We start from the raw sequence: 12,906 nt of genomic DNA on the forward strand, positions 1-12,906 counted from the left end.
ACAAAAAATATTTTGTATATAAATATATAACTTTTTCACCATTCAGCTACTTTTTTATTTCAGTAATTATTTAAAAAACTTTTTCACAGCGGTTAGAACGTCTGCCACAGATATATCTTGTTTTTCCAGTGTTTTTCGTTCTTTTATTTCTACTAAACCTTCGCTTGTTTTATTACCTACAATAACTTGCAAAGGCATACCTAATAGGTCGGCATCATTAAATTTAACTCCCGCACGTTCATTTCTGTCATCATAAAGAACTTCTACTCCGGCAGCTGTTAATTCTTCGTATAATTTTTCCGCAACTTCTATTTGTTCAGCTTTTTTAGTATCTATACAAATAAGATGTACTTGATATGGTGCAACGATTGATGGCCAGATAATACCTTTTTCATCATTGTGTTGTTCAATAATTGCAGAAATAAGACGTGTTACACCAATACCGTAACAACCCATGTAAAAATGATTTGCACGTCCGTTAGCGTCAAGGTAAGTTACATCCATCGCCTCTGAATAACCTTTACCAAGCTCAAACACTTGCCCTATTTCGATACCTTTGGCAAATTTTACTGGACCTGATAAATCTTCTGCCAAGTCTCCTTCTTCAATCATACGCAAATCATAATGCGCATCAATAGGATAATCGCCGGGATTTACATTAATATAGTGAAATCCTTTTTTATTCGCTCCACAACTGTGATTATACATATATTTAATTGCATTATCGCCGATTATTTTACAGTTTTTAATACCGAATGGCCCCATATAACCTACATAACCACCCATAATTTCTTCTATTTCTTGTTCGGTAGCCATTTCTACTTCTGATGTACCGGTGGCTTTCGTAAATTTAAGATCATTTAATTGATCATTTCCGCGCATTAGAACTAAATAATATTCGCCATCCGCTTTTAGTGCCAGAGCTTTCATAGCACGATTAGTTTCAACTCCACAGTATGCAGCTATCGCATCAATTGTTTGTTGTTCAGGTGTTTCTAACAATTCACGTTCTTTTCTCTCAAAACCTGTCGGCATTTTATAATTTTCTTCTACAACAACGGCAGTTTCGATATTTGCAGCATAGTCACTTTCTTCGGTATAAACAATTGTATCTTCTCCTATTTCCGCTAATGCTTGAAATTCGTGCGTGTAGCTACCGCCAATATTTCCTGAGTCCGCTTTTACTATGCGATATTTTAAACCTAATCTACTAAAAATTTTACTATACGCACCATAATAATCGTTATAAGACTTTCTCAATGATTCCGGAGTATCATGGAATGTATAACCATCTTTCATTATAAATTCTTTTGTTCTCAAAAGTCCTAAACGGGGGCGAATTTCATCACGGAATTTAGTTTGAAATTGATATAAATTTACCGGAAGTTGTTTATAAGATGTCACCATGTTATTTACAGTTTGACAAATCACCTCTTCTGCAGTTGGACTAAGGGCATATCCCGCACCTTTTCTATCTGTAACACGCATAAGCTCGTCACCCATTTTGTACCAACGTCCAGATTCTTTCCAATATTCTTCTGATTGAAGGATCGGCATTAACAATTCTGAAGCACCGATTTTTTCATGTTCTTCTCTAATTACCTTTTCTATTTTTTGAATTACTTTATTCGCAAGCGGCAAGTAAGTATAAACTCCAGAAGATACTTGCTTAACCATCCCCGCTTTAATTAACAACTTATAACTAATTGCTTCTGCAGTGGATGGTACTTCTCTTGTCGTTGGAATAAACGTTCTTGATTGTCTCATGTAATACCACCTCTTATATTTTAAAATTAATACTATTATATCATAAAAGTTGGATATTGGCTCACAATATTATAAAATTTAAAATTTTTTCTAAAATTATATATAGCATTTTCTTTTATTAAAATTATATAGTATAATAAAAGGATAATAATTTTATGGAGAATTAAGATGTTTAACTATCCAAATAAAAAAAATAATTTCGTTCAGAAGACTAAATATTCCAATCGTGGAATGGAACTCGAAAGTGATATTAACTTTGCGAATAAATATTACTTAAATAATAATGTTGCCGTCATCCACAAAAAACCGATACCTATCCAAATAGTAGAGGTCAATTATCCAAATCGGGCAAGTGCAATGATTACAAAAGCATTTTATAAAATACCGTCTACTACCGATTATAATGGTGTTTTTAATGGAAAGTATATTGATTTTGAAGCTAAAGAAACTAACTCAACAACATCTTTTTCCTTAAACAATATTCATGAACATCAAATTATTCATATGAAACAAATATTAAAGCATGGTGGTATTACATTTATTATTGTACGATTTAAAAAAATAGATAGAACTTTTCTTCTTCCTTTTAAAAATTTTCTGTTTTTTTATGAAAGAGCGATAAATGGCGGAAGAAAATCTATAAAATTAGTCGAATTCGAGGAAAACGGATTTGAATTAACTTTCCACTACAAAATTAGATTAGATTATTTAAGTATTATAAAAAATAATGAAAGTGAGTTTTAATATTAAATGAAAAACATATTTAAATATATTAGTTCAATATTTTTTACATTAGCCTTAATTTTATTTTTTGTTGTTCTGGCATTTTTTGCTAAAGAACTTAAAGATGTACCTGATATAACAAGAGCAAATCTTCAAGATCCGCTATCGTCGGAAATATATGATAAAAACCTTAACTTAATCGCAACCGTCGGTGCAGAAAAAAGAGATTATGTATCCATTAACGACATTCCGGAAAACGTAAAAGATGCTGTGCTTTCTACTGAAGATTCCCGCTTTTATTCACATATCGGTTTGGATCCTATACGTTTGATTAAAGCCGTCATTGTTAATGTTCGTTCAAACTCCGCACGTGAAGGGGCCAGTACAATAACACAACAAGTAGTTAAAACTTCTCTACTTACAGCAGAAAAGTCATTAGAAAGAAAAACTCAAGAAGCCTATCTATCTTTAAAACTGGAAAACAAATATTCCAAAAACGATATACTTGAGATGTATCTTAATAAAATTTATTACTCTGACGGACAATACGGAATAAAAACAGCAGCAAAATATTTTTATAACAAAAACTTGAATGAGCTTACTATCCCGCAAATAGCACTTTTAACCGGTATTCCTCAACAACCTATCCTATATAATCCTTATGATTATCCGGAAGATGCAACAAAACGTCGTAACACCGTTTTGTACGCTATGTTAAACAATGACAAAATAACAAAAGAAGAATACGACAAAGCGATAAATACTCCAATAACTGAAGGCCTAGTCAGCAAAACAAAAGAAGAAAGAGCCAATCAGCATACATACAACCCTAAATATGCTGCCTATATAGATTTATTAAATAAAGAATTAAAAGAGAATAAAAACTTTGAAAATGTTAAAGATCCTTTTTCTTTAGGTTTAAAAATCTACACTAACCTTAATTCAGAACTTCAAATTTATGTTCAAGATATGTTAGATAATCAACGCGCTCCAATGAAACCACACGCTTCTCAAGCCGCAATATCAGTTATTGATACAAAAACCGGTTTAATCGAAGCAGTCGGCGGAGGTAAAAATTATAAAGCCGGCGGTTATAACTATGCAACGGATGCAAAAGTTCAACCCGGTTCTGCAATTAAACCGCTAGTAGACTATGCACCCGGCATTGAGTACTATGGTTGGGACAGTCAAACTACATTCTCAGATACACCTTATAAAATAGCCGGAACAAATTTCTATATTCAAAACTGGGATAGAGCCTATCACGGAAATATTTCTATGCGTCGAGCTTTATCTTGGTCATATAATATACCGGCAGTTAGAGCCTTTGAAAGAGTTGGTTTCGAACGTTCTAAACACTTCGCCGAAAGATTAGGCATTCCCGTTTCAAAAGATGAGCCGACCACCGCTATTGGTGGTAACGTTGACGGAGTTTCTCCGTTACAAATGGCAGGAGCATTCGCAAGTTTCGGTAATAAAGGATACTACAATAAACCATCAACGGTTGTGAAGATATTTAATGCTAACGGACGAGAACTGCAATCCATGAAAGAACAACCGGTAAAAGCAATGTCGGAGGAAACCGCCTACCTTATGACCTCAATACTGAAAGATGTATTATCAAACAACGGTACATCGCCGAACGGTAAAGTTAAAAACTTTGATATGGCAGGTAAATCCGGATCAAGTACCTTTGACGATAGTGCATATCATAACTATGGAATTGATGTAGTAAACTCAACCAAAGATAGCTGGATGATCGGATATTCTACAGAATACACCGTTTCTGTTTGGCAAGGTGCAGATACAGTGGACTCCGCAGCTAAAGCACTTTCTCCCGCTCATGCAGCAACAACACAACAAATAATGGCAGATATAATGAAAAAAGTTTCGGACAACAAAGCACCTGCTCCTTTCGAAAAACCTGCCGGTATTGTTACTAAAAACGGTGTTGAATACTCCAAAGAACGTAACACGGAAACAGATTATATGTACGCCGGTAGTAACCGTGATGCAGTATATCAAGCTAAAGCTGCTGAAAATGAACGAAACGGCAGATCTTCTCTTACCACAGCATTTAATTCAATAAGTGGTACTGCAGGATCTAATTCAACAACTAACAGTAGAAATACAAAACGAAACACTAGAAGATAAAAAAGCGACTTAAAAACCGTGATTTCATTAGAAATCAGTTTTTAAGTCGCTTTCTTACTTTTAGAAAGGCTCTTTAAAGTAAATTTTATTAAAATTTTTAACTTTCTAGCCGGCTTCTTTTTTATTATACAATTTCTTCTTGTAGATTTTGTTTTATCTGAAAATACCTAAAAAAAGGGACTTTGAATTAATCCCTTTTTTTCTATACACTAATCTTTTAATTTTACAGTCGGTCTTGCTTCATATACTACAGCCCCTGTTGGTATATCATGTTTAACGACAGCATTCGCTCCTATTTTTACATTATCACCAATAGTTACATTACCCAACACCTTAGCTCCGGCGCCTATCATAACATTATTGCCAACCGTTGGATGACGCTTTATAGGATCAAAAGTTGTACCACCTAGCGTTGTTCCATGATAAAGGGTTACATTATCGCCTACTACGGCTGTTTCTCCAATTACAACTCCCATTCCATGATCTATAAATAAACCTTTTCCTATTTTTGCACCGGGATGAATCTCTATCCCTGTTATTCTTCTCGCCCTTTTAGAAAATACCCTAGCTAAAGTGTAGTGATTTTTCTTATAGAGTTTATGTGCAAAAAAATGATAATTAAGAGCTTTTATATGGGGATAAGTTAAATAAACCATTAATTTAGACTTAGCAGCAGGATCCTCTTTCAGTACTCTATTAATATTATAGCGTAAATTTTCAAAAAATTTCATTATATTTCTACATGAACAACATCTTCGAATTCAAGTACAGATAAATATTTATCTACACCATCAGGAAGAATGGTTACAATTTTTTTATTTGGATACTTCTCTGCTGCTTTTTTAGCACCGGCTATTGCCGCCCCTGATGAAATACCTATCCCTATACCTGTTGTTCTTAAGAAATTTTTTGTTTCTTCAATAGCTTCTTTACTTGATACAGTAAATATATCATTCATGTAGTCTTTTTTAAAGTTTTCCGGTATAAATCCTGTACCAATTCCTTGAATTTTGTGAACTCCGCCATGTCCTTCACTTATAGCTGGAGACTCTGCCGGTTCTACTGCTATTGATATAACTTCAGGTTTATGCTCTTTTAAATACTTGGCTACTCCGGTAAAAGTACCACCTGTTCCTACACCGGCTACAAACACATCAATATCCGGAACTTGCTCCAAAATCTCTTTTGCCGTTGTTTTGTAATGATAATTCGGATTAGCGGGATTATCAAATTGGCTTAATGAAATAGCATTATCGTATTTTTCTATAATTTGTGCAGCTTTTTCAATAGAACCTTTAATTCCTAATTCTTTAGGTGTAAGAATTAACTGAGCACCATACGCCTTAATAATATTACGACGTTCTACACTCATACTCTCAGGCATAATAATAACAGCCTTAATCCCAAGAACTGAAGCTAAAATTGCAACGGCAATACCGGTATTACCGCTGGTCGGTTCAACAATAATTGTATCTTTATTGATTGCATTTTGACGCATAGCTTCTTCTAACATTCCAAGAACAGCACGATCTTTTACACTACCTCCTAAATTATACTTTTCCAGTTTCACAAAAATATTTGTGTTATCTAGTTGATAAACAGGTGTATCCCCTACAAATTTTAGTGATGTCGCTATCATAAAACTTCCTCCTTTTTCTTTTCAATTACGAATATTTTATTTATTGACTATGATTATATCATAAACCATTTATAAAAATAAAGAGTTTGCTTGAATTTTTTCGTATTCTACTACATTTTTAAATAATTAATAAAACAACCTGCTGTAATTAAGTTTTACAATGTTAATTTGTTATAATGCAAGTTGTTAAATTTTATTTTATTATTATTTTTTCCATATCATTCGGTAAAGGACAAGTTATATCTATTTTATTTTCAGTTATCGGATGTTCAAACTGCAACTGTCTACAATGCAATGCCTGACGTTTTATCAGTTGCAAACTCCCTCCATACAACTCATCTCCTAAAAGAGAGTGTCCTATATACTTCATATGAACTCTTATTTGATGAGTTCTTCCGGTAAAAAGTTGAAGTTTTACCAAACTGATATTTTTTTTGTTATAATATTTCATCAATTCAAAAGATGTCTTCGCATATTCTCCGTCTTCTGCCACTTCTCGTGTAATTATACTCTTTTTCTGTCGTTTTATATTAGCTTCTATAACTCCATGTTTTTCCACTTTACCTAAGACAAGCGCTAAATAAAACTTATTAATCTTCATTTTACTGAATAAAGCATGAATATGTCTGTGTTTAGCTATCAACACCAACCCTGAAGTATTTTTATCAAGTCTTGTTACTATATGCGGAATTGTAGTATATTTTTGCTCTTTAAAATAATAATTTACCCTTTCTAAAAGCGATTCGTCTTCTTCATTACGTGATGGAATAGAGGGGAGATTAATCTCTTTATTCACAATTAATAAATATTCGTCCTCGTACACAATCTCAAACGGTGAATCAATAAATCTTACTTGCTCACTAAATTTTTCGCCGGGCAGTGTAATTTCAACTTTATCACCTTTTTTCAGATTATAACGAACATTTTCTTCTTTTTTATTTACCTTGATACTTCCACCATTATCAAATTTTATGCGAGTTAATGTTTTTTTGAAATATTATTGGCTAATAAAAAATCACGAAGCAATTGATTTTCTTCTACATTAAATTTTAAAATTAAATTACTCATCTCCGATAAACGATCTCTTTACTCTCTTCCAAAAATCAACGTCATTGTATCTAATAAAAGAAATTTTTTTGTCTTCCGCCAAAGTTATTTTTATTTTTGATACGGTGTTATAATTAAAATCCATATAATCAACCCTTATTCTATGATCATCATACTCATTAGGTATAATTACAAGCTCATCATCTTTTGATAAAATAATAGGATTTCCTAATGTTCGATAAACTAGATTATTTAGTGCCGCTATCTCGGTTACTTGAAATAAGTCCATTTGCGGATGAATGACCGCTCCACCTAAACTTTTATTATAAGCTGTTGAACCTGTGGGTGTACTGATACATAACCCATCTCCACGAAAATTTTCGAAATGTTCACCATTAATATAAACCCTCGCCGCATAAGTTGAACCTGTCACGCTGTCAACGGTTACTTCATTTAGTGAATAATAATCGGCTATAAGGTTATTATCTTTACAATAAGCATTAATCCTAAGAAGTGGATACTGGTCAATCACGGGTTCAATTGACACCATATCATGGAAAATTTTTTCGAAGTTTTGAACGGAATAATCTGTATAAAACCCTAAATGTCCGGTGTGAATAGATAAAAATTTCACATCATTTACTATATCAACATATTTATTGAAGGTACGAAGTACCGTCCCATCCCCACCTACTATAAATACATAATCCGGTGTCTTCTTACTTTCTTCCATTCCGTTAAATAACAATAATCGTTTTAATTTAGTAGCTATTTCTTGCGAAACGTCATCATCTCTTATCTCTACACTAAATGTTCCCTTTAGCATCTTGCACCTCACCTTTTATTTTTTCATAGTTCTCCAACCAAACATTAACAAAATCCGGTGATAAAGCTCCCTGTTTTCTATCGATCCAATCTTGTAATTTGTTAACATTATATTTCAAAATCTCATCAATTTTTTGCCCATATTTATAACGCTCTTTATTTTGGTTATATTCTTCTTCATCAAGTAAAAAATATTTTCCGTCCGGATATTTTTTAATATCCAAGTCATAATCAATATACTTTACTCCATCAACATCATAGATAAACGGACTGCTAAGGTTAGAATAATAATGAACACCGTCTTCTCTAAACATACATATTATATTGAACCAACAATCATTGTGAAAGTACACAAGAGCCACTTCTTTTGTAACCCAAGTACGACCGTCACTTTCAGTTACAAGAGTTCTATTATTTGCTAATATTAAAACTTGTTCATCCGCTTCAAGAACAATATTTTTATGCCAAATTCTATGAATAGAGCCATCATGCTTATAAGCAATTATTTTTACAACGTCACCCTTTTTGGGTTTCTCTCCAATATACATAGTGCCTCCTTTCACTATTTTTTAACTTTTTCCTTTTAATTATATCATATTTTTTCTTTTATAGACTACTAAGATTTGTCACTTTTAAACTTTTTCAAATGTTTTATTCACTGTTATTCTCACTTAATAAATGACCGAAGTGCCTCTAAGTAATTATTTTAATAACCTTTACTCCGTTAAAAAATTAATTTTTCTTTACCAATATTAGTTAGACAATAAAATATTTTTAAAAGATAAAAAGCCGAGATTTTTAGAATATATCCCACCATTTGGGACTTTTCAGATAGTTGTATATAAGTACAACTTTCTTTATTTAGTTTGTATATTTCTATTTTATTTGTTAACTTCATTAAAAATAGTCCCCCAAAACTCGGCTAAGTTTTAGGGAACTAGTACCATTTTTTCACTTTTTTAATTCGTATTTTTTATACCTTATCTCTTGTAAAATATTCATAAATGTCTTCTCTTATAGGTGTTAATGTTTTGTAGTAAAACTGAATTACAGTATCTTTACTTTTTTGTCTATGCACTAATTTCGGACTTCCTATTGTTTTCATTTCTCCTAAAAAGTAGAATACTCTTGCACTATCTTTATCGTCTTTGTTTTTTCTCATAAAAAGATAAATTTTCGTATCCTTATTATAAAAATATTCACACTCTTTTGAATTAAGATTTCTTCTCGGTTTTGACATTGAAGTAAATCTATTGTCAGGAAGGAAACCATGTGTATAATCATGATTAAATGAATTTTCATCAATATCATAGTTAATAAATACCGGTAATGTTTTAGTTTGTTCATCATATTTATATCCCCCTATTGCTAAAGGTACATAATTAATACTCCACGAAAAAAGTTTACAAATATCTTCAAAGCTGTATTTTTCATAAAGAACAAAATTAGTATTGTTATATAATTTATTTTTATATTTTTCATCGTATATATAAATCCCGTAATCTATCAGCTCTGTAATTAACTTTTTAAAAATTTTCGAACTTAACTCTGTTTTAAATTCTTTTGATATTTTCAGCATTTTTTCTTTTTCGTTTAAAAATATACAATCACTAAATCTTTTTTTCGTAACACTACTGGTTACAAAATTATTTGTTAATATCTTTTTGCTTACTTCCAATTCGTAGTCCGCAATAAACTTATTATAACTATTTAACATTATCTTTTTTAAACTGTGCTCTATATTTTCAGTTTTTGTTAGAAGTAATTTTAATATTTGTAATTCCTCTATTTTTTTACTTAAAATTAAATTTTTTGATATAAAACTTAACATATTTTCTTGAGTTTTAGTTAATTTATTTTTATACTTATACTCCGGTTCTTTTTTAGACAAAAATGTGTAATAACTTCCGGCTACTTCAAATATCTTTCTTATATCAAAATTGTTATCAAAATCATAATACGCAGGAATTTTACCCAGTTTATTTTTCAACGAAAAATATTCATCTGTTATTAAATGCCAAGTATTTAATTTCACACTATCTATTGATTTATATATGTGTTGTTTAGAAATATTATCAAAGTGAATTGTTGATGTCCCCGGCAAATATCTCGTACCTTGAGCAAGAAAACGACGAATATTGTCTTTATCATAACTGTTATCCCCGGAAAGTGCTACCGGTATTAAAAAATTATTTTTATAATTCGCAATAAAATCAATTATAACGACAAAATCTTTAAAGGCTGCTTTTCTTAAGCCACGCCCCAGCTGTTGAACAAAAACAATCGCACTTTGCGTAGGGCGAAGCATAACAATCTGATTCACTTCCGGAATATCAACTCCCTCGTTAAAAATATCAACTGTAAAAATATAATCTAAAATTTCTCCATTATCACTTACAAGTTTGTTAATTTCTTCTTCACGCTTTTTAATACTGTCATCGCCCGTTAAATAAGAAGTTTTATATCCTTTTTTGTTAAATTTTCCTGATAATTCTTTTGCTTCTTTTTTTGTTGAGCAAAAAATTAAACCTTTTACCCTCTTTCCTGAGTACCCATAATAACTTATTTTATTAATAATATGATTTACTCTCTCATCTGTTACAAGTTTATTAAAATCAGTAAAATCATCTAAACCTTTTCCATTAACGATTAAATCACTAATCCCAAAATAGTGAAAAGGGCAAAGTAAATTTTGTTCCAATGCTTCTTGAAGCCTTATTTCATAAACAATATTATTATCAAACAAATCATAAATATTAAATCCATCTGTCCTATCCGGACTTGCCGTCATTCCTAAGAAAAATCTCGGTTCAAAATAATCTAAAATTCGTAAGTAACTTTTTGCTCCGGCTCTATGAACTTCATCTATAATTATTTCATCAAAATGTTTCTTACTAAAACCGGATAGCACTTCTTCTTTTGATAAAGTTTGCACCGTTGAAAAAATAAAATCCACTTCTAGTTTCTTATTAGTCCCACTAAGAAGACCATATGTTTTAGTATTCCCAAAAATACTTTTAAATGTTTCAAGAGCTTTTTTGGCAATTTGTTCCCTATGCACTACAAATAGTATCCTTCTCGCCTTTACATTTCTTATTGCAAAAGCGGCAGCATAAGTTTTACCTGTTCCTGTAGCTGAAATCAAAAGTGCTCTTGTGTTATTTTTACGTATATTGATAAAATTTCTTATAAAATTTTCCTGCATTTTATTTGGAATTACAACTTTTGACTTTAGAGAACTTTTTTCTTTATCTGCTATTTTATATTTCAAATACTGATTTTTATATTTTTTTAGTATACTTGTGTAATCGGTGGCGTTTCTCCATAAATTACTAAATTCCGTCAAAATTTCTGTAGCTAAAGAATTATCATCTTCTATCAAAGTGTTCCACTCTTTATTCGTTGTTAAAGCATTAATAGTAAGGTTTGCACTTCCTAACAACACTCTCCACCCGTCATCATACTTAAATAAATATCCTTTGGTATGAAATCCTATTTTATTAGTTTCAACATCAAAGATTTTTAATTCTATATTTTTAAATTTTGCTAATTTATCCAATACTTTTGGAGAATTAAAATATAAATAATTTGTTGTTAAAATTTTTCCATGAATATTTTTTTCTTCTAAATTTTTTAATATTTGAAGTAATCCGGTTAAGCCGCTTTCTGAAATAAATGCTACACTGAAAATAAATTCTGAACACCCATCCAACTCTCTTTCTAATGTGCTTAGTACCTTTTTAGCATTCAAATGATCATTATATATAAAAGTATTTTTCATATGCTTTATCCATTTATCTTTTCATAAGTTAACACAGCTTCTTTCATAATTTTTACATTATGAACCCGTACTATCCTTGCGCCACGTCTTAATGATTCAATGGATAAAATAGTGCTTACTACATCTCTATCTTTAGGTTTTGTATTCCCTCCTAAAATGTAATCCGTCGTTCTTTTTCTACTAACAGCGTACAGAATTTCACAATTCAAAGAAGACAATAAACTAAGATTTTTTGTGATAGTTAAATTAGCTTCCGCAGTTTTCCCAAATCCCATGCCCGGATCAACTATAATATTATCCTTTTTCACACCGGCATTTAGACAAATATCAATACTTTCTCCCAATTCTTTTAATACTTGTTCTATTTCCTTAGTTTCTACTACACCACCATTGTGCATCACAATAATCGGAATATTATATTTTGCAGCGATTTGTGCCATATTGCTATTCTTAGCTCCATTAACATCATTAAGAATATCCACCCCTTGCTTTATCATGTATTCTGCAACATTTTCTTTATAGGTATCTACGCTAAAACAAATATTAGGAAATTCTTTTCTTAATGTAGGAAAAATACTTTCCAATCTTTTTATCTCTTCTTCCTCCGGCACAACAACCGCTCCCGGTCTGGTAGATTCCGCTCCAATATCAATAATATCCGCTCCGTCTTCAATCATTTTTTTTACCTGTTTTTTTGCACAATTAACGTCAAAAAAATCCCCACCGTCCGAAAAAGAATCAGGTGTAAAATTTAAAATTCCCATTATTAGATATTTTTTTTCATTTAAAAGTTTTCTTAATTTACTCATTATATTACCTACTCTTCTTATTTTTTATAATTATAACACTCATCTACATTAAAATAAAGATGAGCGCTTTTTTACAACATATCAACACAACCCTTTCTTTACTTTTTTAACTTACTGTTATAAAATTATTCTATATATTATTTTACAAATATTTTAGTAAT

General features: G+C 31.1%; 10 protein-coding genes. 2 read left to right on the top strand and 8 right to left on the bottom strand.

Annotation, left to right across the window (positions count from 1 at the left end):
* Positions 1 to 66: 66 nt before the first annotated feature.
* Positions 67 to 1,767 (bottom strand): proline--tRNA ligase, encoded by a 1,701-nt coding sequence (locus HMPREF1983_RS06365; RefSeq protein WP_021753486.1) that lies wholly within the window; start codon positions 1,765 to 1,767, stop codon positions 67 to 69.
* A 168-nt stretch (positions 1,768 to 1,935) separates the two neighbouring features.
* On the opposite strand from HMPREF1983_RS06365, the gene recU reads away from it, so the two are divergent.
* On the top strand, positions 1,936 to 2,511 hold the full coding sequence (recU, locus tag HMPREF1983_RS06370; RefSeq protein ID WP_021753487.1) for a Holliday junction resolvase RecU: 576 nt from the start codon (positions 1,936 to 1,938) through the stop codon (positions 2,509 to 2,511).
* A 6-nt stretch (positions 2,512 to 2,517) separates the two neighbouring features.
* A complete protein-coding gene (locus HMPREF1983_RS06375; RefSeq protein ID WP_021753488.1) occupies positions 2,518 to 4,644 on the top strand; it encodes a transglycosylase domain-containing protein in 2,127 nt (708 codons plus the stop codon).
* 209 nt (positions 4,645 to 4,853) lie between these two features.
* On the opposite strand, the gene cysE is transcribed toward HMPREF1983_RS06375, so the two are convergent.
* From cysE to folP, 7 genes are all read right to left on the bottom strand, one after another.
* A complete protein-coding gene (cysE, locus tag HMPREF1983_RS06380; RefSeq protein WP_021753489.1) occupies positions 4,854 to 5,375 on the bottom strand; it encodes a serine O-acetyltransferase in 522 nt (173 codons plus the stop codon).
* Complete coding sequence (locus HMPREF1983_RS06385) at positions 5,375 to 6,283, bottom strand: PLP-dependent cysteine synthase family protein (RefSeq protein ID WP_021753490.1); 909 nt, start codon at positions 6,281 to 6,283, stop codon at positions 5,375 to 5,377. The genes cysE and HMPREF1983_RS06385 overlap by 1 nt, the downstream gene beginning before the upstream one ends.
* A gap of 193 nt (positions 6,284 to 6,476) precedes the next feature.
* Positions 6,477 to 7,256 (bottom strand): RluA family pseudouridine synthase, encoded by a 780-nt coding sequence (locus HMPREF1983_RS06390; protein WP_342663634.1) that lies wholly within the window; start codon positions 7,254 to 7,256, stop codon positions 6,477 to 6,479.
* A gap of 87 nt (positions 7,257 to 7,343) precedes the next feature.
* On the bottom strand, positions 7,344 to 8,156 hold the full coding sequence (locus HMPREF1983_RS06395) for an NAD kinase (protein ID WP_021753492.1): 813 nt from the start codon (positions 8,154 to 8,156) through the stop codon (positions 7,344 to 7,346).
* Positions 8,137 to 8,703, bottom strand: a complete 567-nt coding sequence (locus HMPREF1983_RS06400; RefSeq protein ID WP_040461218.1) for a DUF402 domain-containing protein — start codon at positions 8,701 to 8,703, stop codon at positions 8,137 to 8,139. Before HMPREF1983_RS06400 ends, HMPREF1983_RS06395 begins: the two co-directional genes overlap by 20 nt.
* Before the next feature lie 425 nt (positions 8,704 to 9,128).
* Entirely contained in the window at positions 9,129 to 11,936 is a 2,808-nt protein-coding gene (locus tag HMPREF1983_RS06405; protein WP_021753494.1) for a DEAD/DEAH box helicase, read from the bottom strand.
* Between the two features lie 5 nt (positions 11,937 to 11,941).
* Positions 11,942 to 12,745, bottom strand: a complete 804-nt coding sequence (gene folP / locus HMPREF1983_RS06410; RefSeq protein WP_021753495.1) for a dihydropteroate synthase — start codon at positions 12,743 to 12,745, stop codon at positions 11,942 to 11,944.
* Positions 12,746 to 12,906: the final 161 nt, after the last annotated feature.

The organism is Gemella bergeri ATCC 700627 (assembly GCF_000469465.1).
Lineage (GTDB): Bacteria > Bacillota > Bacilli > Staphylococcales > Gemellaceae > Gemella > Gemella bergeri.

What these genes read in the sequence shown, in the direction of transcription:
- HMPREF1983_RS06365 (WP_021753486.1), bottom strand. Translation starts at nt 1,767, where the DNA reads ATGAGACAATCAAGAACGTTTATTCCAACGACAAGAGAAGTACCATCC.
- recU (WP_021753487.1), top strand. Translation starts at nt 1,936, where the DNA reads ATGTTTAACTATCCAAATAAAAAAAATAATTTCGTTCAGAAGACTAAA.
- HMPREF1983_RS06375 (WP_021753488.1), top strand. Translation starts at nt 2,518, where the DNA reads ATGAAAAACATATTTAAATATATTAGTTCAATATTTTTTACATTAGCC.
- cysE (WP_021753489.1), bottom strand. Translation starts at nt 5,375, where the DNA reads ATGAAATTTTTTGAAAATTTACGCTATAATATTAATAGAGTACTGAAA.
- HMPREF1983_RS06385 (WP_021753490.1), bottom strand. Translation starts at nt 6,283, where the DNA reads ATGATAGCGACATCACTAAAATTTGTAGGGGATACACCTGTTTATCAA.
- HMPREF1983_RS06395 (WP_021753492.1), bottom strand. Translation starts at nt 8,156, where the DNA reads ATGCTAAAGGGAACATTTAGTGTAGAGATAAGAGATGATGACGTTTCG.
- HMPREF1983_RS06400 (WP_040461218.1), bottom strand. Translation starts at nt 8,703, where the DNA reads ATGTATATTGGAGAGAAACCCAAAAAGGGTGACGTTGTAAAAATAATT.
- HMPREF1983_RS06405 (WP_021753494.1), bottom strand. Translation starts at nt 11,936, where the DNA reads ATGAAAAATACTTTTATATATAATGATCATTTGAATGCTAAAAAGGTA.
- folP (WP_021753495.1), bottom strand. Translation starts at nt 12,745, where the DNA reads ATGAGTAAATTAAGAAAACTTTTAAATGAAAAAAAATATCTAATAATG.